The organism is Tenacibaculum sp. UWU-22, from assembly GCF_041021355.1.
In the GTDB taxonomy this organism is placed as follows: Bacteria; Bacteroidota; Bacteroidia; order Flavobacteriales; family Flavobacteriaceae; genus Polaribacter.
The window spans coordinates 32,943-57,190 of the sequence record NZ_JBFNGP010000002.1 but is presented as its reverse complement, the minus strand read 5'-3'; the positions used below and the strand labels follow the sequence as shown (position 1 = coordinate 57,190).

Sequence of the window (24,248 nt, the reverse complement as noted above, 5' to 3'; positions counted from 1 at the left end):
CTGTTTTTTATTTAAATAATAATCAAATGCTTAACTTTATTTCGTATGAAAAAGTTATTGCACTATTTACCTTTTTATTTACTACTGTGTTTAATTACAGGTATTTGTATTCAGTTTTATACTAATATTTGGCAATTTAGTTTTTTTGAATCAATTGTTATTTTTACGGCGAGTATACTTGTACTCATTGTGTTGCATCGTTTTAATAAACCGTTCTTATTTAGTATTTGTTCTTTTTTATTGGTTATTCTATTAGGTGTTTTTACCGTTTATATACAAGATGCTAGACTGTCTAAAAATTATTATACACATTATGTTCAGCCTAATTCAATAGATGTATTAGTAATTAATAAAGTATTAAAATCGGGGCCATATTATAATAAATATAAGGTAACAGTATCTCAGGTTAACGAGCATTTAACAACGGGTAAACTATTGTTGAATATAAAAAAAGACAGTTTACAACCGCCTTTAGAAATAGCTAATCAAATTGTGGTAAATTCTACCATACAAACTTTAAATCCGCCTTTAAACCCACATCAATTTAATTATAAAGAATATTTAGCTAAGCAGGGTGTATATCAACAAATTTTTATTGACAAAGAGCCTTTTAAAATACTTGCTAAAAAACGGGTTTCTTTTATGGGGCAGGTGGCTAGTGTTAGAAAAAAAATTCAACAAGCCTTAAAAAAATACCATTTTAAAAATAATGAATATGCTATAATTAATGCATTATTGCTAGGTCAACGACAAGATGTTTCTAAAACACTACTAGAAAATTATACTAAAGCAGGAGCTATTCATATTTTGGCCATTTCAGGCCTACACATTGGTATTATTTTATGGGTTTTGTTATTTCTATTTAAACCATTAGATCGGTATCGAAATGGCGTTGTTTTAAAAACAATTTTAATTATTGTTTTATTGTGGTTATTTGCTTTTTTGGCAGGGTTAACAGCTTCGGTTGTTCGGGCAGTTACCATGTTTACTTTTATAGCTATAGGGCAAGGTTTTAAAAGAAAAAAAAATATAGTGTACTCACTAATTGCGTCAATGTTTATCTTGTTACTAGTTAAACCTATGTTTTTGTTTGATGTAGGGTTTCAATTAAGTTATTTAGCGGTTTTTGGAATTGTTTGGGTACAACCGCTACTATACGCGATATATACACCGAAATTAAAGGTGTCTAATAAGTTATGGCAATTATTTACTGTTTCATTAGCGGCACAAGCGGGTATTTTGCCCATTACGTTATATTATTTTCATCAATTTCCAAGTTTATTTGTACTTTCTAATTTGGTTATTATTCCGTTTTTAGAGGTTGTTTTATTTGGAGGGATACTAATTATTATATTGGCTCTTTTACAGTTATTACCTCAGTTTTTAGCAACGGTTTATGAATTTGTAATTTATTTAATAAATAGTTTTGTTAGTTGGATTTCGTTACATGAATCATTTGTTTTTAAAGACATTTCAATGTCTATATACGAAATGCTAGCTTGGTATTTGGTTATAATTTTAGCTATTCAATTTTTTATTGAGCAGTTACCCGTAAAATTATATCGGTTTTTAGGTGCAATAATTTTATTACAAATTGTTTTAATAACAGAACAGTATTATGTAGTAAATAAACACGAACTAATTGTTTTTAATAAAAACAGAAAATCAATTATTGGTGTGCGTAATGGAAAAGAATTAAACGTGTTTAGTAATATAGATAGTTCAACGATACAGCATGAAAAAGTATTACGTTCGTATAAAATAGGAGAAAATGTTCGTTTAAAATATAACTTTACAATACCTAATATTTTTCAATTTAAAAAAATGAAAATTTTAGTAGTTGATAGTTTAGGTATTTATAATGTAAAGTCGTTAAAAAATACTTTTGTAATTTTAAGACAATCACCAAAAATTAATCTAAAAAGATTATTTGATACGCTACACCCTACTAAAATTATAGCTGATGGCAGTAATTTTAAAAGTTATGTTAACCGTTGGCAAATAGTTTGTAATAAACAAAAAACGCCATTTTATTATACGTCAAAAAAAGGCGCATTTATTTTGAAATAACAAAATAATTAATTTACAAATGTAGGTTTAAAAGCGTTGTAATATTCTTCAAATTTTTCTTTCGAAGTCATTTTTTTATGATCGTTATTTTTAAACATTTTTAAAAACAACTCTAATTGTTGAGGAGTTCTATAACCTGGAATAGGCATAATAAAATCACCTTGTTCATTCATAAAAACAATAGTGGGGTAAGCTCTAATACCCATATAAGAAGAAAATTGATGTGAGCTATTTCTAGTATTTGCTTTATTAGCATCGTATCTTGGATTGCCAAAAGATTGGTCTTTGTACTGAATGGTAGAATTACCTTCTGCATTAAATTTTACCGCATAATAATTTTCGTTTACGTAAGCAACAACATCTTTATTATGAAATGTGTTTTTATCTAATAATTTGCAAGGTCCACACCAATTGGTGTATACATCCATTATTATTTTTTTTGGATTCTTTTTTTGTAGCTCTAAAGCTTTATCTAAAGTTACCCAATTAATTTCTTGTGCTTGTATTGAAATTAACGTAAATATAAAAAGGGTAGTAAGTATAAATTTTTTCATTAAATAAACTTAAATTAAATAATCATACTCATTTTTAAAATGATTATTTTTTGTGTTCGTAAATATAGTAAAGAGTAGCGGTTAAAAAAACTTAAAAAAAGTTAAAGTTTATCGGTTATTTTTTTAATAATTTGTTGTGGGTTTTCTTGAAAATCAAACCAAATTATATTGGGGTCTTTTCGAAACCAGGTGCCTTGTCGTTTGGCAAATCTTCGTGAATTTTTTTTAATCTCTTCAATAGCAAATTCTTTGGTAAAATTACCATCAAAATAGTGAAATAATTCACGGTACCCAACTGTTTGTAGAGCGTTTAACTCTTTATAGGGATATAGTTTTTTTGCTTCTTCAATTAAACCATTTTTAATCATAATATCTACTCTACGATTAATGCGATTATATACAACTGGTCTTTCGGCTGTTAGACCTATTTTTATAGATTTAAAATTGCGTTTTGCTTTTGATTTATTTTTAAATGAAGCATACGTTTTTCCAGTTGCACGGTATATTTCTAAAGCTCGAATTAATCGGTGCGGATTATCAATGGCTATTGTATTGTAGGTATCGATATCTACTTTTTTTAATTCGTTTTGTAATGATTCAATACCTGTTTTTTCAATTTGTTGGGTTAGTGTTTTTCTAATTTGAGGAGGTATTTTTGGAAATTCATCTAATCCTTTTAAAACAGCATCTACATATAATCCACTACCACCCACCATTATTTGAATGGAGTTTTTGTTAAACAATTCATTTAATTTGGCAATAGCGTCTTTTTCAAATTCACCGACTGAATAATCATCAAAAATACTTCGGTTTTGTATAAAATGATGTTTTGCGGCGGCCAATTCTTCTGGTTCTGGAACCGCAGTACCAATAGTCATTTCTTTATAAAATTGCCTCGAATCGCACGAAATTATATCCGAAGAAAAGTAATTTGCTAGTTTAATACTTAATGCTGTTTTGCCTATAGCAGTTGCGCCAACAATAGTAATTAAGGTATTATTCAAGTTTTTTAAATTTAAAAAATTATTGTTTTTAGTTATACTAAAATGATTATTGATTAATAAAAATTAATTGAGTTTTGTTCCGCAATGGTAACAATATTTAGCGTCGTCTTTATGCCCGCTATATGAGCAATTTGGGCACGATTGAGTATTGGTGTTTACTGGTGTAGTTTTTGTTAATTCAGAAGTTACTATTCCTGTAGGGATAGCAATAATACTGTATCCTAAAATCATAATAATACTGGCAATAAATTGCCCTAAAGGGGTTTGCGGGGCAATGTCGCCAAAACCTACAGTGGTAAGGGTTACAATAGCCCAATATACGCTTTTGGGTATACTGGTAAAACCTCTATCTACTCCTTCAACCAAGTACATTATGGTGCCCAGTATAATACAGAGTATTAATACAAAAAACAAAAAGACAATAATTTTGGCTCTACTGGCTTTAATAGCTTTTATTAGTTTATTTGATGCGCCTATGTATCTGGTTAGTTTTAATACTCTAAAAATTCGTAATAGACGTAATGCTCTGAATGCTACTAAATTATGTGAGCCTATTATAAAAAGAGATAAATATTTTGGTATGGTAGAGAGTAAATCAATAATGCCATAAAAACTAAAAATATACTTTATAGGTTTTTTTATAGAAATAATTCTTAAGATATATTCTATTGAAAATAGTATTGTTATTATCCATTCAGAAATATTTAATAAATCATGATACTTATTGTCGAACTTTTCGACACTTTCTAACATAACTAATAAAATACTTACAATAATGGTTATTAGTAAAACAACATCAAATAATTTGCCTGCAGGGGTATCGGCTTCGTAAATTATTTCATGAAGTCTTTCTTTCCAGGTTTGATTTTTTAAATTTGTTTTTTTCAAAAAAAGAGGGTTTAAAATTGCAAATTACTATAAAAATTAAGCGCTACTAAAATCGAACAATTTTTTGAACGTTTTTTCTATTTAAATAATTTTTTACTATGGTTTTTGCTAATAATTTATTTTCAACGGGGGTTAAAATACTTTTTAAAATATCGAGATGATTTTCTTGAAATGCTAAATTAGTAAAACCATACCCATTTACTTGATTGTTTTCTATTAAAATAACCGCGTGTTCTTCTACAGTTCTGCCTTTATCAATTAACAACATATTAGGGTGGTTAAAGGTTATGTTGTTGTTTGTTTTTTTTGATGTTATAATATTGTATTTGGGTTTTAAGGTGTCTAACTCGGTATAATATTTAAGTTTTGTAAGTAGTTCATTGCCTGTTTTTTCAAATGAAAAAAAACTTACTTTTTCTTGTATTTTATTAGCCCGTTTAGTGGTTTTTAAAAAAAGGTTATTTATTTCTTTTTTTATGTTTTTTCCTTTGCCAATAAACAATACTTTACCTTGCTTGTTGTGTAAATAATAAACAGCCTCTATGGCAGGTGTTTTGTTTATAATAGCATTTAGTTTTTTATTTATGTTTCGATTATCAAAATATTTTACAGTTTGTTTTACTATTTCTTTCTCGGTGTCTTTTTCTAATAATAATTTTAATAACTCAACGGTTGCTATAGCATCGCCATCAGCTCTATGACGATTAGTAATAGGAATACCCAAGGTTTTACATAGTTTTCCTAAACTGTACGATGGCGCATTTGGAATAAGTTTTTTGCTCAATTCTACAGTGCATAGTGAATTTCGCAGAAAATCATAACCTAACCGATTAAATTCTGTTCGTAAAATACGATAATCAAAATTGGCATTGTGTGCAACAATAGTACAGTCTGTAGTAATTTCTACAATGCGTTTAGCTACTTCGTAAAATTTAGGGGCGTTTTCTAGCATTTTATTGTTAATGCCAGTAAGCTTTATTACAAAATTTTGTATTTCTCGCTCAGGGTTTATCAAAGAAATAAATTGATCGACAATATCAATACCATCAAATTTATATACGGCAATTTCGGTAATACCTTCTTCATTAAATTTACCTCCGGTGGTTTCAATATCTAATACTGCGTACAAATTTTGTTTTTTTTTGACTTATAAAATTACACAATATAATTTCGAGCACCAAAAATTAGGCTACCAATTCTTACCATAGTACTACCATTTTTAATGGCTAACTCATAATCACCACTCATACCCATGCTTAAAGTTTCTAAATTAACATTGGTTGTTTGTAAAGGTTTTAACTTATCGAAAAATAGTTTTAACGATGAAAATTCTTTTGCGAGTTGGGTTTGGTTATTTGTAAAAGAAGCCATTGCCATTAAACCCGTAACGTTGATGTTTTTTAGATCTACTAATTCTTTTGAGTGTAAAATGGTTTCTATTTCATTAAAAGAAAAACCAAATTTGGTGTCTTCTTGAGCAATTTTTGCTTGTAATAAACAATTTATAATGCGGTTGTGCTTTTTAGCTTGTTTGTTAATTTCTTGTAAAGTTTTAAAACTGTCAACGCCATGAATTAAACTTACAAAAGGAGCCATATATTTTACCTTATTGCGCTGTAAATGACCAATCATATGCCATTGGATATCTTTAGGTAACGCCTCGTATTTAGCAGCCATTTCTTGTACTTTGTTTTCACCAAAAATACGTTGCCCCGCATGGTATGCTTCTTTAATATCAGCAATAGGTTTTGTTTTAGATACAGCTACTAATGTTACATTTTTGGGGATGGTAGTAATTATTTTTTCTAAATTTTCTTTGATTCCTGTAATCATACTTAAAATTCGTAAATAGTTAAGGCATTTCGTAATTTGGGTTCAATATACGTAGTTTTTGGGGGCATTACTAATCCAGCGTCTACTAAGGCTTTTAATTCTTTAATAGTTGTAGGGAGCATACCAAACGAAACTTTAAACTCACCGCTATCTACTTTTGTTTTTAATTCTATACCACCCGATTTATCTTGCGAATATATTATTTTAGAGTCGTTTCTAATGTCGTTAATGCCTAATATTGGTTTTAAAACAGTGGTGTATAAAATATGCGCATCTAGTTTGCTTAATGCGTTGGTAAATTTGTAACTTGATTTACGTAACGATAATGCATAAAACTCACCATTTAAATACATGCTGAACTGATGTTTTTGTTTCGGTTTATAGAGTTCTTGACCACGATTTTCAATAGTAAAAATAGTAGCTATTTTTTGTAAAAAATCCTCTTTAGTTAAACCGTTTAAATCTTTTATAAACCGATTAAATTCATAGATGTGTAATTGACTTTCGGGTAGCAGATAACTCATAAAAAAATTATAATCTTCGTTACCTGTATGGTTTGGGTTGTTTTTTGCTAAGTTTTCGGCTAATAAACAAGAAGATGTAGTTCTATGGTGACCATCAGCAATATATAAAGTGTTTATTTGGTCAAAAGCAGTAGCAATTTGGTTTATGTCTTTAGCGTTGTCTATTATCCAAAGTAGGTGTGTGTTTTTATCGGTAGTAGAAAATTCGTATTCAGCTCTTTTTTTCTGATATTTTTTAATAATTGAATTAATTACTTCGTTATCAGGATAAGTAAGCAGTATGGGTTCGGCATTAAAACCAGTATGTTTTAAGTGGTTTTCAAATAATAATTCTCTTTTTTTTAGGGTGCTTTCGTGTATTTTTATCGTGTTGTCAAAATAATCGTTAACCGATGTGGCAGCTATAATTCCGCAAAAAGAATTTTTAGGAGTTATTTTTTGATAAATATAGAAAGAGGGTGTTTCGTCTTTTTTAAAAAATTGCTTCTTTTTAAACTCGTTATATCGATTATTAATTGATTTTAAACGTTCTTTATTACTTACTTCTTGATAATGCCTATACTCAGGGTTTATTACGTGTAAAAAAGTGTACGGATTAAAGGCTAATTTTGCTTGAAGTTTATCGAGCGAATAGAGTTCGTAAGATTTGCAAGAAACTAATGCGACCTTGTCTCTTGGGCTTCGTACTGCTTTAAAAGGTTTTACCGTTGCCATTTAAATTCTTTTTATATAAGAAAGCGCGTTATTATTTAAGTAAAGTAATAATTTGCTCTGCTAATTCAATTCCAATTCGGTCTTGGGCTTCAATAGTAGCTGAGCCAATATGAGGTGTTAGTGAAATTTTAGGGTTCATTAATAATTGAATTTCTGGAGAAGGCTCGTTTTCAAAAACATCTAAACCTGCATATTTTACCTTTCCGCTTTCTATGGCATTTACAAGAGCAACTTCATCTAAAACACCACCTCTAGAGGTATTAATTATACCTACCTCGTCTTTCATGCCATTAAATTGATCCTCGCCAATAATATACTTTTCTTGAGCAGGGATATGTAAAGTAATAAAATCAGATTGCTCTATTACTTCGTCTGTGGAATGTGTTTGTAAGGTTATATCAACTGATTGCTCATTAAAAAAAGGAATAGTTATTGTTGCTTTTTCAATACTGATATCACTAACTATTACTTTCATGCCAATGCCTAGCGCTATTTTGGCTACTTGTTGTCCAATATTACCAAAACCAATTATTCCAAGGGTTTTTCCTCTTAGTTCAATACCAGCTGAAAATTCTTTTTTTAATAATTTAAAACGGGTTTCTCCTTCTAGAGGCATTTCTCTGTTAGATTGGTGTAAAAATCGTACCATACCCAATAAGTGAGCAAATACTAATTCGGCTACAGAATTAGACGATGCTTTAGGGGTATTAATAATATGAATTCCGTTTTCTATTGCATAATCAACATCGATATTATCTAGACCAATTCCGCCACGCCCTATTAATTTAATACTAGGACAAGCTTCTAATAATTCTTGACGTACTTGAGTAGCACTTCTAACTAAGATAGCATCTATATTGTTGTTGTTGATGTAATTTTTTAGTTGATTTTGGGCAACTTTAGTAACAATAACCTCAAATCCGTTTTTTTCTAGAATATCAATTCCGCCTTGCGAAATTCCGTCATTTGCTAATATTTTCATTTTTTGAAATAATCTAGGCTCTTTTTTATTAACTAATTCTTTCTAATTCTTGCATTACATCTACAAGAGCTTGTACACTATACAAAGGTAAAGCGTTATACATGCTAGCCCTGTAGCCGCCTACACTTCTATGCCCATTTAGTCCATTAATTCCAGCTTCTTTCCACATCGCATCAAATTTACTTTTTAGTGATTCATTGGTAAGTGTAAAAGTAGCATTCATAATACTTCGGTCATCTTTTTCTACCACACCGCTAAATAGTGAATTACGGTCAATTTCGGTATATAACAATGCTGCTTTTTTGTTGTTAACCCCTTCAATAAATGATATGCCGCCGAGTTTTTTTAACCATTGTAAAGTTAGCATAGAGGTATATACCGCAAATACAGGTGGGGTGTTAAACATACTGTCTTTTTCAATATGTGTTTTGTATTTTAACATTGACGGAATAACTCTGTTTACGTTACCCAAAATGCTTTCTTTAACAACAACTAGAGTTGTTCCTGCAGGTCCCATATTTTTTTGGGCTCCAGCATAAATCAAATCAAATTTAGAAAAGTCTAATTGTCGAGAAAAAATGTCAGAACTCATATCGCAAACGGTGGTTCCATTAAAAGAAGGAAATTCTTTTAGTTGCGTGCCATAAATCGTATTATTACTTGTGCAGTGAAAATAATCACTATCGGCAGGGATTGTATAGCCTTTAGGTATGTATGTGAAATTTTTATCTTCCGATGAAGCAACTTCTACTATATCACCAAAAATTTTAGCTTCTTTTATAGCTTTACTAGACCAAGTACCTGTATTTAAGTAAGCAGCTTTTTTATTTAACAAATTATATGCAACCATTAAAAACTGCATACTGGCACCACCTTGTAAAAATAGTGCTTGATACCCTTTGTTTTGTAATCCTAAAAGTTCTAATACCAAACTTCTCGCATTTTCCATAACGGCTACAAAATCGTCGCTTCGATGTGAAATTTCAATTAATGAAAGGTTGCTGTTGTTAAAATTAATTACCGCTTCAGAAGCTTTTTGTAGTACTTCTTGAGGTAAAATACAAGGGCCTGCACTAAAATTATGTTTTTTCATTTAATTAAGATGTTTAATAGGTAAGCAACCTAAATTTATATATTTGATAAAAATTGTAAGGTGTTAACGCCATCGGCATATTCCCATAATTTAGGATATTGGGTTTGCCCGAATGCCACCTCGTTTTCTATAAAATTGTTAGCTACAATACATTGAATATTTGTAGCGTCTTGATATAATTTAATTTTTAAATTGTCTGTGTTATCATAAAACTCATAAAAAACAGTAGCAATGGGTGAGGCGTAACTTTTATCTTCTTTAATCATTAAAAATCCATTTTCTAAGATGTTAAACTCACTCATTAAATACACAGCTTTGTTATAGTCGTAATTATTTGTATACTTTATATTGTTGCTAATTTTTTTTTGATGATACATGCCTTTAAAAAAAGGATCAAAGTTATAATTTTTAGGAACAAATAGTTTCGAAACGGAACGACAACCTAATCCAAAATAACGAAAAACATCTTCTCCTAATTTTTTAAAGTCGTCTTCGGTTTCTTTACCCGTAATAACAGCTACAGAGTTTCTGTTTTTTCTAATAATACTGGGTTTGTTTTTAAAATAATATTTAAAATAACGAGCTGTATTATTTGTTCCAGTAGCAATAACTGCATCAAAAGAGGGTAATTTTTTATCGGTAAATTCAATATTCTTTTTAAAATTAGGTTCTATATATTCTAGGTATTTTGCGATAAAAGGGAGTAAATGTTTGTCGTTAGACGATTGTTTTACCACTACAGCATGCCCAGTAATAAGCACCGATAAAAAATCGTGAAACCCGACCAAAGGAATATTTCCAGCCATGATAATAGCCACTTTTTTCGGCTTGTTTTGCCCAATATTTTCGTTTGCTACCCATTTTTTAAGGTTGCTTTTGGTTAATAAATTGGTCCAGTTTTCTATTGAAAACAAAATATTGTCTTGTGTAAACCACGTATTATTTTCTTCGGCAATCTTTAGTTGGTGTTTAAACCCGTCAAAAAACAAGTCATTATGCTCAATATTTTCTTTTTTATTGATTTTTTTTCGAGAAAATTGACTTAAAAAATCACCTAATTTTACAAATGCATTTATACGGCTTTGGATTGTATCCATTTATTTTGTTTATAAATTATTTTGGCGTTATTTTTGCAACCGCAAAGGTACAAAACTGAATTAAAGATTATGGCAATAATAATAACAGATGAATGCATAAATTGTGGAGCTTGTGAACCAGAATGCCCAAACACAGCAATTTATGAAGGTGCAGACGATTGGAAATACGCCGACGGAACCGATTTAAGTGGGTCTGTTGTGCTACCTAATGGTAAATCGGTTAACGCTGATGAAGACCAAGAACCTGTTTCTGATGAAATTTACTATATCGTTTCTGACAAGTGCACTGAGTGCAAAGGTTTTCATGAAGAACCTCAATGTGCAGCTGTTTGCCCTGTTGATTGTTGTATACCTGATGAAGATCATGTAGAAACTGAAGACGAGTTGTTAGCGAAACAGCGTTTTATGCATAATGAGTAATGCATATACTCTTTATTTGACTGAGCTGAGATATTTGAAAATAGAAACTTCGAGGGTAACTTACCTAATTTAATTTAGTATTTTGATATTTTACAATAATTAGCTTTAAACTTTTACAAAGTATTATATTTGCACTCGCAAAATTTCAATAAAAAATAGAATGAAAGCTGGAATTGTAGGATTACCCAATGTTGGAAAATCAACCTTATTTAATTGTTTGTCAAATGCTAAAGCACAAAGTGCTAATTTTCCATTTTGTACTATAGAGCCTAATTTAGGAGTTGTAAATGTGCCTGATCAAAGGTTAGAAAAATTGGAAGAATTGGTAACGCCAGAAAGAGTTTTACCAGCTACCGTTGAAATTGTTGATATTGCAGGTTTAGTAAAAGGAGCCAGTAAAGGAGAGGGGTTAGGAAATCAATTTTTAGCTAATATTAGAGAAACAGATGCTATTTTACATGTATTACGTTGTTTTGATAACGATAATATTGTACATGTTGATGGTTCGATAGATCCTATTCGCGATAAAGAAACTATTGATATTGAATTGCAGCTAAAAGATCTAGAAACTATTCAAAAACGATTAGAGCGTGTAAAAAAAGTTGCAAAAACGGGTAACAAAGATGCCCAAACAGAATTAGAAGTATTACTAAGGGTAGAAACTACTTTGTTAGAGGGTAAGTCAGTTCGATCTATTGATTTTTCAGAAAAAGAGCAGGTGTTTATAAAACCATTGCAATTTATTACTGCTAAACCCGTATTGTATGTTTGTAACGTAGATGAAAAATCGGCAGTTACAGGTAATGCTTATGTAGAAAAAGTAAAAAAAGTTGTTGCTGAAGAAAATGCTGAAGTTATTGTGTTGGCAGTTGGTACTGAAGCCGATATAACTGAGCTAGAAGATTATGAAGAACGACAATTGTTTTTAGAAGATTTAGGCTTAGAAGAGGCAGGAGTATCTCGTTTAATTCGTTCAGCATATAAATTATTAAACTTACAAACCTATTTTACGGCGGGTGTAAAAGAGGTTAGAGCATGGACAATTCCTGTAGGCTCTACGGCACCACAAGCAGCAGGTGTAATTCATACCGATTTTGAAAAAGGCTTTATACGTGCAGAAACCATTGGTTATCAAGATTATGTTACGTATGGTAGCGAAGCCAAAGTAAAAGAAGCAGGTAAAATGCGTATAGAAGGAAAAGATTATATCGTACAAGATGGCGACATCATGCACTTTAGATTTAATGTGTAAACGTATTTTTTAGTTTTTATTAAACAATAAACAGATTCACGTTATTTTACTATTAACATTTTATACAATGTAAATTTGTTGTCGATTTTACGTGTATAGTATTTGTGTTTTTGTAAGTATTTATTTTTTTATTAAAATTTAACTTTCTAAAATTCAGGCATATATCTTCACTTATTTATAAATAACTTTGCTGTTAAATTTCTGTACTATGCAATTCGAAAAATCGAGTTTACAATACTTAAAAGATTTAAAACAAAATAACAATCGAGAATGGTTTTCTGCTACTAAAAGCACTTTTGTTAAAGCACAAAATAATGCTAAAGACTTTTATGCAACCATAAGAGAAAATCTAGAAAAACACGATGAAATAGAAAAGTTTAAATTATTTAGAATATATAGAGACGTACGTTTTAGTAAAGACAAAACACCTTATAAAGCTCATTTTGCAGGTCATTTTTCTAGATTAGGTAAACATTTACGAGGAGGGTATTATTTGCGTATTCGTCCAGGAGAAAGTTTTTTAGCTGGCGGATTTTGGGAGCCTACCAAAGAAGATTTATTTAGAATTAGAAAAGAAATTGAAATAGATGCTACTGAAATACTCGCTATTTTAAATGATGAAAATTATGTAAAATATTTTGGAGGTAAATTTCAAGGCGAAGAGCTTAAAACTGCTCCAAGAGGTTTTGATAAAGAACATCCAAATATAGAATTATTACGAAAAAAAGGATTTATTGCTGTTAGAAATTTTACAGATGAAGAAGTGTTGTCTGAATTTTTTTTGCAAGAAATAGATAATTCATATAAAGCTTTACGCCCATTTTTTGATTTATTTAGTGATATTTTAACTACAAATTTAAATGGTGAAAGTATATTAAACGAGTAGGTTTAATTATGATAAAATAGTTTAATATGGGAGTTGTTTATGCTATAGATTTGATAGGAACTTTTGCTTTTGCAATTAGTGGTGCTTTGGTTGCAAAACGAGAAGATTTTGATATTTTTGGGGTTATTATTATTGCTTTTGTAACTGCTGTAGGCGGTGGTATGTTGCGTGATATTCTTATTAACGCATACCCTATAAATTGGATTGGTGATTTAAATTATATCTGGGTAATTTTAATGGCGGTAGTGGTTATGTACTTGTTTAAAAGTAAAATAGCCTCTTTAAGTAAAACAATGTTTTTATTTGATACTGTAGGCATTAGTGTGTTTACAATATTAGGTTTGCAAAAAGGGTTGAGTTTTCATTTACCCCCAATTGTCGCCTTAATTATGGGTATGGTTTCTGCTGTTTTTGGAGGTGTATTACGCGATGTGCTTACTAGAGAGGTGCCTTTAATTTTCAAGAAAGAAATTTATGCTTCGGCGTGTTTATTAGGGGGGGTAGTATACTTAATTTTACAAAAGTTAAAAATAGATAGTAATTTGCAATTTATTATTTCGGCAGCAGTAACTTTCACTGTTCGATTTGTTGCCGTAAAATACCGCTTACAGTTACCAAAAATTGATAAAGATATTTTTGGTAACTAAAAATTAAGAGAGCGTAATACTCTTTATTAGATTCGTTTTATGTTTAGTTATTTAACATAACAGGCATTACCAACATAGTAATTTGCTCACCTTCTTCGGTTCCGTCAATAGGAGTTAAAATTCCAGCTCTATTAGGTAAACTCATTTCAATAAGTACATTAGTTGCTTCTAAATTACTAAGCATTTCACTTAAAAAACGAGAGTTAAAACCAATTTGCATATCGTCACCTTGATAATCACAATTTAATCGCTCTTCAGCTTTATTTGCATAATCGATATCTTCAGCAGAAATGTTTAACTCGGTTCCGGCCATTTTTAGCCGAATTTGATGAGTGGTTTTACTAGAAAAAATAGAAACTCTACGAACAGAATTTAAAAAAGAAGCTCTGTCTACAGTTAATTTATTCGGATTTTCTTTTGGTATTACGGCTTCGTAATTTGGGTATTTACCATCAATTAAACGACATACCAAAACAATATTATCAAAAGTAAATTTTGCATTAGTGTCGTTATATTCAATAGTTACTTCTTCATCTGAACCAGCTAAAATTCCTTTCAATAAATTTAAAGGCTTTTTGGGCATTATAAATTCTGCAGTTTTATCGGCAGTAACATCAGTTCGGGTATACTTAACTAATTTGTGAGCATCGGTTGCTACAAAGGTTAAGTTGCTAGATGAAAATTGAAAAAATACACCACTCATTACAGGACGTAAATCATCATTTCCAGAGGCAAAAATAGTTTTAGATATTGCTGTACCAAGTATATGAGCCGTAACCAATGTTTTACTAGGTGACGGTAACTCTACCGCTTTTGGAAATTCTTCGTTGCCAAAGTACGCCATGTCATATTTTCCTTGATCAGAACTAATTTCAATAGTGCTTTCACCTTCGGTTTTAAAGGTTAATGGTTGATCTGGAAACGTTTTTAAAGTATCTAATAATAAACGAGCATTTACAGCAATAGCACCCGAGCTATCACTTTCTACAGCCACAATAGCACTCATTGTAGTTTCTAAATCAGAAGCTGAAATTTTTAGTTTGTTTTCAGCTAACTCAAATAAAAAATTATCTAATATAGGTAACGTATTGTTGTTATTTATAACTCCGCCTAAAACTTGTAATTGCTTTAATAATTGCGAACTTGAAACGATAAATTTCATTAAATTTACTTTTAAAAGTTGGTTTACAAAGATATTCTAATTTACCGATTTTTAAAATAAAATGCAGAATACTTTTACTCAGCTATACTTTCTTTATAATAACTTTTGTATATTGGGTTTAATTACTTTTTTTACAGTATTTCTTTTTTCTCCAATAATTAAAACCGAAACCAAAAAGGGCTAAACATATTAATGGAAATATAATATTGAAAAATTGCCAAAAAGTACGTTGGGTATAAACCTTTTGTTTGTCTAAAATTTTTATAGGAATGGTTTTATTTCTTAAACCAATAATGCCAGAATCGTCTAATAAGTAATCTACGGCATTTAATAAAAAAGCTTTGTTGCCAAACTCTTCGTTAGTCCATTTGTCAAAAGATAAATCGTAGGGTTTTCCTTTTAAAATCTGATTTTTAGCTACATCTCCATCGGCGATAATAATCATTTTGTTTTTAGGGCTTGTTTCTTTAAACGATTTTAAATCAAAAGGTTTAGTTCTGTTTTTATACATAGAGGTAAACTTACCTTCTAACAAAACACCAAATAACTGCACTCCATTGTTAAAATATTCTTGTTTAGGTGTGGTAGTCATGCTTTGTAGGGTAATTATTTTTGGAGTTCCTATTTTGTGGGTTAAAGCAGAGCTAACCAATAAAGGTGTTTTTTTTATATTGTTTTTTAGGGTATCAATATTATTTGCAAATTGTAATCGAACACGAGGTACATTTTTAGTAATTGCATGATTGGGATTTGTGTTTGCTAATGGATGATATAGCCAAGGAAGCTGTTTAAACTGGGTTTGATTTCCAATGTTTCCGGTAGCTAACGAAATTTTAGCGGCATATAAATCTTTAATTAAGGTATGGTTTATTCTAATTCCGTATGAAAAAAAGAAATCGGTTAGGTTTAAATCTCTCGAATAAGCGAGCATTTTTCCATCGGTAAACAGGCTATCTTGGTCGGCTTGTGTGTTATCTAGCATCCATAAAGTTTTACCCCCATTGATTATAAATTGATCAAGAGTCTCTTTTTCTTCATCGCTAAATCGTTGTGTGGGGTTAGCAATAATAGCTAAATTAAAATTCGTTAATTCTTGAAGTGTTTTTTTAGGATTTTTTTTAACCGAGTCTAATGTAAATTTTGCTAAATGGTATTTTTTGCTAATTTCTTTTAAAAAACTGTACAAATAAATGTCTTGTAGTTCTCCATTGCCTACTAGTACAGCAATTTTTTTTTGATTTTTTTGAGTAAGGTTGTTTATAGCATTGGTAAAACTATATTCTAAATTTTCAATAGCTTTTTGTAGCTGCTCTTCTTGTGATTTTTCAATACCCGTAGGTAATAAAGAAACAGTTTCTGTTTTATTTTTGTAGTAAACCTCTGCCCACGGAAAAATAATAGCTTCTGATACGTTGCCATCTTCTTCAACGGTAAGCTTACTAGGCATCATACCTTTATCAATCAATTTTTTTCGGATATTGTCTGGATTGATAAAACGAATAATAATGTTAGCATTTTTGGCTCTTAGCTCTTCTAAAAACTGACGGGTTTCTATTTGTAACCGTTTAAACTCGGCAGGGAAATTGCCTTCTAAGTATACCTTAACAGTAAGTGGAGCATCAACTTTATCAAGAAGTGTTCGTGTTATTTTAGCAAGCGTAAAACGTTTGTCGCTAGTTAAATCGAAACGTTTGTAAAAATAACTACCTATGGTGTTAAATAAAATAACGGTTAAAAGTGCAAAAACAATATATTTTATCTTTTTACTCATCGGTTAATTGCATTTTGGTAATAAATAAAAAGAATAGTGTAACACTAATAAAATAGGCGATATCTCTAGTGTCAATAACACCTCTAGAAATACTTTTAAAATGTTGGTTTATACCTATTTTTTGAATAAGAAAACTATTTTTTTGGTATAAGCTAGAAAGGGCATCAAATCCGTAGAAAACTAAAAATGTAATAAAAACAGCTAAAATAAAACTGATAATTTGATTTTTAGTAAGGGTAGAGGTAAACAGCCCAATTGCAGTGTAAGTAGCTGCTAAAAAAAGAAGCCCAATATAAGAGCCAATGGTGCTGCCCATATCAATATTACCAATAGGATTTCCAATGACATATACGGTGTATATATAGGTTAGTGTAGGCAATAACGCAACTATAATTAATATTAGGGAAGCCCAAAATTTACCCATTACAATTTGCCAATTAGTTAAAGGGCGAGTTTTTAAAATTTCGATTGTTCCGTTACTAAACTCGTCGGCAAAACTTTTCATTGTGATAGCTGGTATTAAGAATAAAAATAACCAAGGGGCTAGGTAGAAAAAATTGTTTAAATCGGCAAAACCAGCATTTAAAATATTAAAATCGCCTTTAAAAACCCATAAAAACAACCCCGAGACTACTAAAAAAACGCTGATAACCAAATAAGCTATTGGCGATGCAAAAAACGAGTTAAATTCTTTTTTTAATAAGGCAAACATAGAATGGTGTTTGAAAGTTTTTAGTTTTTATAATTTATGGTAAGGTTGTTATTTTATCTACGCTCCAAGTCAAGGGCTTATCGTTAAATAATATTTTTGTTTTTGCCCAAACATCTTTAAACAAAGCAGAGTTTCGATAATTTTCTAAATCTTGTTCAGAATTCCAATAGCTATAGGTAAAAAATACATTCGTATTATTTTTATCTCTATATAATTCTAATAAACGACATCCTTTAGCGTTTCGTATAAATTCTTTTTTTGTATTAAAAAAAGCTAAAAAAGCTTCCGTTTTTTCTGGGTGAAAACTCATTTTTACAATTCGTACAAGCATATGTTTAATGTATTGTGGTAAATTCTGCTTTGGTTACGGTTTCAAATTCAACAGTAATACTGTCGCGATAACTTAATCCTAATAATGAAGATGCACCCCCTACGGTATCTAAGTTACTACGGTAGATAGCAATTTCTAAAAAATCAGCCGAATTAAATAAAGCTAGTCGTTCTCCGTCATTTTGACGCCGCTCTTTAGGGATAGAAAAATCTACAATTTCGTTGTATTGATTGTAAATTTTGGTAAACTTATATCGACGAGCTGTAATTATAAAATTGCGGCCTTTACCTATTTTGTTAAACAATTTTTTACTGATGTTGCTAATTACATTTCCATAATTATCAATGTATATAATACCACCACTAATAATGGTTTGTGATTGATTTACTTTGGGTTGAATTTCAATTAAATTTTTATACGATGTAATTTCTTTTCCAATTACAGTTAAACTACCACCACGGGCAATATGACAGGCAACTTTTACAAACACATCTAACACCGGAAAACTACTTTCTATATGATTGTGAATTGTTATTTCTACAATTTTTGTAGGTTTAATTTCTAAAGCAATCATTGATATTAGCCCATTATCAGGGCAAATAAAAAAATGATTATCTAATTCTAGTGCAATGTGTTTGTTGTCTACAGATAATTCAGAGTCTACACCTATAATATGAATCGTACCTTTTGGAAAACTTTTATACGAGTTTTTAAGTATATAAGCCGTTTCAGTTATATTAAAAGGCGAAATATGGTGTGTAATATCTACCACTTTAGCGGTAGATAACTCTTTGTATATAGCGCCTTTTACCGCCCCCACAAAGTGGTCTTTGGTTCCGAAATCTGTAGTTAAAGTAAGTAAAGGCATCAAAAAATTACCTGTTAATTAATTGTGAAAAAGTTGTTGACTATTTTTAGCAAATCTACATATTTCTTTAAAAAGAATACCTACTTTTAATGTGATAAATATTATAAAAAAAACAACATTTGAACGAAAGAATTATTGAGCTAACAGAAATTAATCCGAATGATTTCTTTGGAGCGCAGAACAGCACTATAGCACAGTTGAAAACGTATTTTCCTAAAATTAAAATTGTTGCGAGAGGAAATAAACTTAAAATTTATGGTGAAGCTGAACTTTTAGACGAGTTTGAAAAACGTTTAGAAAGGCTTATAAAATATTTTAATCGCTATAACCGATTAGATGAAAATAGTATTGAGCGTATTTTAACCTCTACAGAAAAAGAAGAAGAAGGTCCTAAATCTAGCGGAAAAGGAGATGGGGTATTAGTACATGGTGTTAATGGAAAATTAATAAAAGCACAAACGGCTAACCAACGTAAAATGGTAGAATTAATGCAGGCTAACGACATGTTATTTGCAGTTGGTCCAGCAGGTACGGGTAAAACATACACAGCCGTAGCTTTAGCAGTAAGAGCATTAAAAAATAAAGAAATCCGTCGTATTATATTAACTAGACCTGCAGTAGAATCAGGTGAAAATTTAGGATTTTTACCAGGTGATTTAAAAGAAAAGTTAGACCCTTATATGCAGCCATTATACGATGCTTTGCGCGACATGATTCCGCATGAAAAATTAGAGAGTTATATAGAAAAGGGTGTTATTCAAATAGCGCCATTAGCATTTATGCGAGGTAGAACCTTAGATAATGCTTATGTAATTTTAGATGAAGCTCAAAATACTACCCATGCACAAATGAAAATGTTTTTAACTCGTATGGGTATGCATGCTAAGTTTATTATAACGGGCGACCCTGGGCAAATAGATTTACCTCGAAAACAAGTTTCAGGGTTAAAAGAATCGTTATTAGCTTTAAAAGATATTAATGGAATTGCTATGGTTTATTTAGACGATAAAGACGTAATTCGCCATCGATTAGTTAAAAAAATTATATCAGCTTATAAAAGCATAGAAACCGAATAGTTTTTGTTGTTGGTGTTTAATGATTAGTTTATTTTTGCGCCACCACAACACAATAATAAATACAATGAACACAATTAACGAAACAGATTTTCATTTTCCTAAGCAAAAATCGGTATATAAAGGTAAAGTTAGAGAGGTTTACAATATTGATAATGATTTATTGGTAATGATTGCTACTGATAGGTTGTCTGCTTTTGATGTAATTTTACCGCGTCAAATTCCGTATAAAGGGCAAATTTTAAATCAAATTGCTACCAAAATGATGAATGATACTTCCGATATTGTTCCTAATTGGTTAATTGCTACTCCCGATGAAAATGTGGCGGTTGGGTATTTATGTGAGCCGTTTAAAGTAGAAATGGTAATTCGTGGTTATTTGTCTGGGCACGCAGCACGTGAATATGCAGCAGGAAAAAGAACACTTTGCGGTGTGGCAATGCCAGAGAATATGCAAGAAAACGATAAATTTCCAACACCAATAATTACCCCATCAACCAAAGCAGATAATGGAGAACACGATGAAGATATTTCTAGTGAAGCTATTTTAGCAAAAGGTATTGTTAGTGAAGAAGATTATTTAGTGTTAGAAGATTATACTAGAAAATTATTTGAAAGAGGCACTGAGTTAGCGGCTAAACGAGGTCTTATTTTGGTTGACACTAAATATGAGTTTGGTAAAACAAAAGATGGTAAAATTGTGTTAATTGATGAAATTCACACACCCGATTCATCTCGTTATTTTTATGCTGATGGTTATGCCGAGCGTCAAGAAAAAGGAGAGGCGCAAAAGCAATTATCGAAAGAATTTGTACGCCAGTGGTTAATAAAAAATGGTTTTCAAGGAAAAGAAGGACAGCAAGTACCCGAAATGTCTGACGAAAAAATAAACGAAATTTCTAATCGATATATTGAATTGTATGAGCAAATTACAGGAGAAACTTTTGTAAAAGCAAATACAGAGAATGTATTGGGTCGAATTGAAAAAAATATAGCGGCTTTTTTAGCACAAAAATAAGTCGCTATATTTTTTTATGATTAAAAATTAATCGTATTGAGCATCAACATTATAATCCCATTTGCCCTGTACGCGCAAAGTTTGTTCAATAATATCTCTAACACAGCCTTCTCCGCCTTTTTTATGAGAAATATATTTTGATATTTCTTTAATTTCTGGAGTAGCATCGTTAGGGCAACAAGGTACCCCAATTTGTTTCATAACAGGGTAATCTGGTAAATCATCGCCCATATACAACACCTTTTCGGGTTGTAAGTTGTACATATCTACAAGTTCGTTATACTGTTCAATTTTATTATGAGCGCCTAAGTATATATCTTTAACACCCAAGTTTGCTAATCTAGTATATACGCCTTCGTTTTTTCCGCCAGAAATTATACAAATTCTAAGACCTTTATCTATAGCTGTTTTTAGAGCATACCCATCTTTAACGTTCATTTGTCTAACGAGTTCTCCATCTGGCATAATGGTTACAATTCCGTTAGTTAATACACCGTCGACATCAAAAATTAAGGTGTCTATTTGCGGTAAAAATTCTTTATAACTTTTCTCCATTTTGGATAGATTTTGTTAAGAGTTTATAAATTTTTTGTTGTTCAAAATCTAGCAAAGATATATGATTTTGTATTGTTTTTTTATCATTTCGAATAGCAGGGCCAGTTTGTGCATTTTTTGGCGGCATTTGAGTTGCTTTTTCACCCGTTTCTATGATTAACGGATGCAAAATTTCAAATGGTATTTGATGCGTATCACAAATATCGTTTGCAATTTTATACATATGATTGCTGAAGTTGTTTGCAAAAACTGCGGCAACATGTAAATATTGTCTTTCTTTAGAAGTTATAGGGTAAATTTTTTCTCCAATTTTTTTAGCTAACAACTCTAATAATTCTAAGTCTTTTTTATTTTCGGCTTCTATACAAAACGGAACTTTAGAAAAATCAACTTCTTTTTCTTTCGAAAATGTTTGTAGCATATAAAAAACACCTTTTCGAGTAGGGTTTTTTAATGATTCCATGGCAATACTACCTGAAGTATGTACTACCAAGGGATTATTTATTTTAGAAGAAACACTTGCAATGGCATCGTCAGAAATGGCAATAATAGTAATGTCGACAAGCGGAATATTTTTTAAATTTCTTGAATTAACTTGAGTTACTACGATACTGGGCACTTTAGAAAAAGCCTTGAAAAGATGTGTAGCCACATTTCCTTGTCCAATAATTACAACTGAAATCATACGAGCGAAGATATTGAATTTCTTTATATGAATAGAAATAGGTTTTATTAAATGGGTATATTTTTTTTAAAAATAAGATTGAAAATATAAATTATTTTTAGTTGAAAATCTGTTAAATTACTATAACATAATTTATTACCTTTAATTAAAGGTTTAATTTAAATTTATTAGCGTGAAATTAACTAAAAAATTAGGCATAAATACTATTTGCACACATATTGGCGAAGTAGAAGATAAACAGTTTAAAGGAAGTATTTCGCCTATATATCTTTCGTCTTCGTATGCTTTTGATGGGGTAGATAAAAAACGATACCCACGTTATTTTAATACCCCTAATCAAGAGGCGTTGTGTAAAAAAATTTCGGCACTAGAAAAAACCGAAAATGCCTTGATATTTGGGTCGGGTATGGCAGCTATTAGTACTACTTTACTTGCTTTTTTAAAACAAGGAGACCATGTGATATTACAGCAAACCCTTTACGGAGGTACTTATAATTTAGTTGTTGAAGAGTTTGGTAAATTTGGTATTGAGTATTCGTTTACTAAGAGTTTATCGATTACTGATTTTGAAAACGAAATAAAAAACAATACTAAAGTTATTTTTATTGAAACTCCCTCTAATCCATTATTAAAAATTACCGATATGCAAGCTGTTTCTAAACTAGCGAAAGAAAAAGGTATTGTAACAATGATAGATAACACGTTTGCTTCTCCTATAAATCAAACACCTGTAGATTTTGGTATAGATATTATTATTCATTCAGCTACTAAATATATGGGTGGTCATTCTGATATTTTAGCAGGTGCAGTAGCAGCATCAAATATTCATATTAAACAAATTTGGAATAAAGCCAAAAATTTAGGAGGTAGTTTAAGTGATTTTACAGTTTGGATGTTAGAACGTAGTATAAAAACGATGAATTTACGGGTAAAAAAACAGAGTAAAAATGCCTTGAGAATGGCAAAATACTTGTTAAAAAACAACAACGTAAATAACGTTTATTATCCAGGGTTAAAAACTCACTTAGATTATAATTTGGCAAAAAAGCAAATGAACTATTTTGGAGGAATGTTGTCTTTTGAATTGAAAGATAATATTGACGCCATGGCATTTCAAAACAATTTACAATTAATAAAACCTTCAATGAGTTTGGCAGGTATTGAAAGCACAATGTTAAGTCCTGCCAAAACTTCACATGCTTTATTGTCTAAAGAAGAAAGAGCAAAACAAGGAATTAGTGATTCGCTAATTCGTTTTTCTGTTGGAATAGAAGAGGTTGAAGATTTAATTGCAGATATAGAACAAGCAATAGAAAAATGTAAATAAATAGTATTTTCGCATAAAAATTAATAAAAAGGGTTTTCTTAATCTTTAATTAAAATAATATAGATGAAACTAGATATTTTGGCATTTGGAGCTCATCCAGATGATGTAGAATTAGGTTGTTCAGCTACCTTAGCTAAAGAAATTTCTTTAGGTAAAAAAGTAGGAATTATTGATTTAACTTTGGGTGAATTGGGTACACGAGGTTCGGCAACTATTAGAAAACAAGAGGCAGATAAAGCAGCTGAAATATTAGGGGTTTCAATTCGAGAAAATTTGGGGTTTGCTGATGGTTTTTTTGTAAATGATAAAGAGCATCAGTTAGCTATTATAAAAATAATTAGAAAATACCAACCCGAAATTGTGTTGTGTAATGCGGTAGACGATAGGCATATTGATCACCCTAAGGCTAGTAAATTAGTTTCTAACGCTTGTTTTTTAAGTGGTTTATTAAAAATAGAAACTATGTTAGATGGTGTGCAACAAGAAAAATGGCGTCCTCCAAAAGTATATCACTATATACAATGGAAAAATATAGAGCCTGATTTTGTAGTAGATGTAACTAATTTTATGGATAAAAAAAAGGAAGCTGTTTTAGCCTATTCGTCGCAATTTTATAATCCAAAAAGTAACGAGCCCGAAACCCCAATTACGAGTAAAAACTTTATTGACAGCATTATATACCGCGCTCAAGATTTGGGTAGAATAGTAGGGGTAGAATATGCTGAAGGATATACGGTAGAACGTTATGTTGCTGTAAATGATTTAGGAAAATTATTGTAAAA

Annotated in this window: 25 protein-coding genes; 9 read left to right on the top strand and 16 right to left on the bottom strand. The window is 30.5% G+C overall.

Going from position 1 to position 24,248, the window contains the following annotated elements; all coding sequences use genetic code 11:
- Positions 1-45: 45 nt before the first annotated feature.
- Positions 46-2,070: a ComEC/Rec2 family competence protein gene (locus AB2B44_RS05585; RefSeq protein ID WP_369048587.1), complete on the top strand. Its 2,025-nt coding sequence runs from the start codon at positions 46-48 to the stop codon at positions 2,068-2,070.
- A gap of 8 nt (positions 2,071-2,078) precedes the next feature.
- Here the strand turns inward: AB2B44_RS05585 and AB2B44_RS05580 are convergent, their stop codons facing one another.
- The 9 genes from AB2B44_RS05580 to AB2B44_RS05540 all read right to left on the bottom strand — a co-directional run bounded on the left by AB2B44_RS05580 (position 2,079) and on the right by AB2B44_RS05540 (position 10,759).
- Complete coding sequence (locus AB2B44_RS05580) at positions 2,079-2,624, bottom strand: thioredoxin family protein (protein WP_369048586.1); 546 nt, start codon at positions 2,622-2,624, stop codon at positions 2,079-2,081.
- Positions 2,625-2,725: 101 nt separating this feature from the next.
- Entirely contained in the window at positions 2,726-3,628 is a 903-nt protein-coding gene (gene miaA, locus AB2B44_RS05575; RefSeq protein ID WP_369048585.1) for a tRNA (adenosine(37)-N6)-dimethylallyltransferase MiaA, read from the bottom strand.
- Between the two features lie 63 nt (positions 3,629-3,691).
- Entirely contained in the window at positions 3,692-4,516 is an 825-nt protein-coding gene (locus AB2B44_RS05570) for an ion transporter (protein WP_369048584.1), read from the bottom strand.
- A 46-nt stretch (positions 4,517-4,562) separates the two neighbouring features.
- Positions 4,563-5,645, bottom strand: a complete 1,083-nt coding sequence (locus AB2B44_RS05565; protein ID WP_369048583.1) for an exonuclease domain-containing protein — start codon at positions 5,643-5,645, stop codon at positions 4,563-4,565.
- A 26-nt stretch (positions 5,646-5,671) separates the two neighbouring features.
- On the bottom strand, positions 5,672-6,349 hold the full coding sequence (locus AB2B44_RS05560; RefSeq protein WP_369048582.1) for a YggS family pyridoxal phosphate-dependent enzyme: 678 nt from the start codon (positions 6,347-6,349) through the stop codon (positions 5,672-5,674).
- 2 nt (positions 6,350-6,351) lie between these two features.
- On the bottom strand, positions 6,352-7,587 hold the full coding sequence (locus tag AB2B44_RS05555; RefSeq protein ID WP_369048581.1) for a DUF1015 domain-containing protein: 1,236 nt from the start codon (positions 7,585-7,587) through the stop codon (positions 6,352-6,354).
- A gap of 31 nt (positions 7,588-7,618) precedes the next feature.
- Positions 7,619-8,569, bottom strand: a complete 951-nt coding sequence (locus tag AB2B44_RS05550; protein WP_369048580.1) for a D-2-hydroxyacid dehydrogenase — start codon at positions 8,567-8,569, stop codon at positions 7,619-7,621.
- A gap of 28 nt (positions 8,570-8,597) precedes the next feature.
- Entirely contained in the window at positions 8,598-9,662 is a 1,065-nt protein-coding gene (gene serC, locus AB2B44_RS05545; protein ID WP_369048579.1) for a 3-phosphoserine/phosphohydroxythreonine transaminase, read from the bottom strand.
- 35 nt (positions 9,663-9,697) lie between these two features.
- Complete coding sequence (locus AB2B44_RS05540; protein WP_369048578.1) at positions 9,698-10,759, bottom strand: acyl-CoA reductase; 1,062 nt, start codon at positions 10,757-10,759, stop codon at positions 9,698-9,700.
- A gap of 69 nt (positions 10,760-10,828) precedes the next feature.
- Between AB2B44_RS05540 and AB2B44_RS05535 the strand changes: the two genes are divergently transcribed.
- The 4 genes from AB2B44_RS05535 to AB2B44_RS05520 all read left to right on the top strand — a co-directional run bounded on the left by AB2B44_RS05535 (position 10,829) and on the right by AB2B44_RS05520 (position 13,964).
- On the top strand, positions 10,829-11,179 hold the full coding sequence (locus tag AB2B44_RS05535) for a 4Fe-4S dicluster domain-containing protein (RefSeq protein WP_369048577.1): 351 nt from the start codon (positions 10,829-10,831) through the stop codon (positions 11,177-11,179).
- Positions 11,180-11,339: 160 nt separating this feature from the next.
- Positions 11,340-12,431, top strand: coding sequence for a redox-regulated ATPase YchF (gene ychF, locus AB2B44_RS05530; protein WP_369048576.1), 1,092 nt, complete (start codon positions 11,340-11,342; stop codon positions 12,429-12,431).
- Between the two features lie 208 nt (positions 12,432-12,639).
- Entirely contained in the window at positions 12,640-13,317 is a 678-nt protein-coding gene (locus AB2B44_RS05525; RefSeq protein ID WP_369048575.1) for a DUF2461 domain-containing protein, read from the top strand.
- A gap of 26 nt (positions 13,318-13,343) precedes the next feature.
- Positions 13,344-13,964 (top strand): trimeric intracellular cation channel family protein, encoded by a 621-nt coding sequence (locus AB2B44_RS05520; RefSeq protein ID WP_369048574.1) that lies wholly within the window; start codon positions 13,344-13,346, stop codon positions 13,962-13,964.
- Positions 13,965-14,007: 43 nt separating this feature from the next.
- Here AB2B44_RS05520 and dnaN read toward each other — a convergent pair whose 3' ends face one another.
- The 5 genes from dnaN to AB2B44_RS05495 all read right to left on the bottom strand — a co-directional run bounded on the left by dnaN (position 14,008) and on the right by AB2B44_RS05495 (position 18,808).
- Complete coding sequence (gene dnaN / locus AB2B44_RS05515) at positions 14,008-15,126, bottom strand: DNA polymerase III subunit beta (RefSeq protein WP_369048573.1); 1,119 nt, start codon at positions 15,124-15,126, stop codon at positions 14,008-14,010.
- 118 nt (positions 15,127-15,244) lie between these two features.
- The gene (gldG, locus tag AB2B44_RS05510; RefSeq protein ID WP_369048572.1) at positions 15,245-16,897 is read right to left on the bottom strand and encodes a gliding motility-associated ABC transporter substrate-binding protein GldG; all 1,653 of its coding nucleotides are present in this window, start codon (positions 16,895-16,897) and stop codon (positions 15,245-15,247) included.
- On the bottom strand, positions 16,890-17,609 hold the full coding sequence (gene gldF, locus AB2B44_RS05505; protein WP_369048571.1) for a gliding motility-associated ABC transporter permease subunit GldF: 720 nt from the start codon (positions 17,607-17,609) through the stop codon (positions 16,890-16,892). The genes gldG and gldF overlap by 8 nt, the downstream gene beginning before the upstream one ends.
- 34 nt (positions 17,610-17,643) lie before the next feature.
- Positions 17,644-17,940 carry a putative quinol monooxygenase gene (locus AB2B44_RS05500; protein ID WP_369048570.1) on the bottom strand — a complete coding sequence of 99 codons (297 nt, stop codon included), beginning with the start codon at positions 17,938-17,940 and terminating at the stop codon, positions 17,644-17,646.
- 4 nt (positions 17,941-17,944) lie between these two features.
- On the bottom strand, positions 17,945-18,808 hold the full coding sequence (locus tag AB2B44_RS05495; RefSeq protein ID WP_369048569.1) for an S-adenosyl-l-methionine hydroxide adenosyltransferase family protein: 864 nt from the start codon (positions 18,806-18,808) through the stop codon (positions 17,945-17,947).
- Between the two features lie 119 nt (positions 18,809-18,927).
- On the opposite strand from AB2B44_RS05495, the gene AB2B44_RS05490 reads away from it, so the two are divergent.
- Both AB2B44_RS05490 and AB2B44_RS05485 read left to right on the top strand, forming a co-directional pair.
- Positions 18,928-19,884, top strand: coding sequence for a PhoH family protein (locus AB2B44_RS05490; RefSeq protein WP_369048568.1), 957 nt, complete (start codon positions 18,928-18,930; stop codon positions 19,882-19,884).
- A gap of 64 nt (positions 19,885-19,948) precedes the next feature.
- Positions 19,949-20,899 carry a phosphoribosylaminoimidazolesuccinocarboxamide synthase gene (locus AB2B44_RS05485; protein WP_369048567.1) on the top strand — a complete coding sequence of 317 codons (951 nt, stop codon included), beginning with the start codon at positions 19,949-19,951 and terminating at the stop codon, positions 20,897-20,899.
- A gap of 27 nt (positions 20,900-20,926) precedes the next feature.
- On the opposite strand, the gene AB2B44_RS05480 is transcribed toward AB2B44_RS05485, so the two are convergent.
- Complete coding sequence (locus AB2B44_RS05480; protein ID WP_369048566.1) at positions 20,927-21,454, bottom strand: KdsC family phosphatase; 528 nt, start codon at positions 21,452-21,454, stop codon at positions 20,927-20,929.
- Entirely contained in the window at positions 21,438-22,139 is a 702-nt protein-coding gene (locus AB2B44_RS05475) for a Rossmann-like and DUF2520 domain-containing protein (RefSeq protein WP_369048565.1), read from the bottom strand. Before AB2B44_RS05475 ends, AB2B44_RS05480 begins: the two co-directional genes overlap by 17 nt.
- A gap of 172 nt (positions 22,140-22,311) precedes the next feature.
- Between AB2B44_RS05475 and AB2B44_RS05470 the strand changes: the two genes are divergently transcribed.
- Both AB2B44_RS05470 and bshB1 read left to right on the top strand, forming a co-directional pair.
- Complete coding sequence (locus tag AB2B44_RS05470; protein WP_369048564.1) at positions 22,312-23,466, top strand: PLP-dependent aspartate aminotransferase family protein; 1,155 nt, start codon at positions 22,312-22,314, stop codon at positions 23,464-23,466.
- 63 nt (positions 23,467-23,529) lie between these two features.
- Positions 23,530-24,246: a bacillithiol biosynthesis deacetylase BshB1 gene (bshB1, locus tag AB2B44_RS05465; protein WP_369048563.1), complete on the top strand. Its 717-nt coding sequence runs from the start codon at positions 23,530-23,532 to the stop codon at positions 24,244-24,246.
- Positions 24,247-24,248 lie beyond the last annotated feature (2 nt).